General features: G+C 40.2%; 1 protein-coding gene. It reads right to left on the reverse strand.

The genetic code is table 11. The annotated features are described in order from the left end of the window. Positions 1 to 326, reverse strand: a 326-nt coding sequence (locus ACSG5Z_RS29935; RefSeq protein ID WP_435712752.1) for an aminotransferase class III-fold pyridoxal phosphate-dependent enzyme, incomplete at both ends; no start/stop codon positions are given.

A 326-nucleotide genomic window follows, 5' to 3' on the forward strand; every position in this document is an offset into this window, starting at 1 on the left:
GATTTTCACAGCGTTCTCAACCGCTTCTGCACCACAATTTAAAAATAGTACTTGCTTATCAAAACTTCCCGGCGCTAATGCCGCAAGTTTTTCTGCTAATTCAATATATGGCTCATACATCATGACATTAACTCCAGTATGAATGTATTGATCTACTTGTTTATGGAGCGCCTCTTTAACAGCTGGATGACAATGCCCTACGTTAATTGTTCCGATTGCTCCCGCGACATCAATGTACTGATTGCCATCAACATCTGTTACAAGAGAACCATTTGCAGATTGTACAAACGTTGGGATGCCGTTACTTACTCCTATTGGTACTATAT

This window comes from Bacillus pretiosus (assembly GCF_051294775.1).
GTDB lineage: Bacteria > Bacillota > Bacilli > Bacillales > Bacillaceae_G > Bacillus_A > Bacillus_A wiedmannii.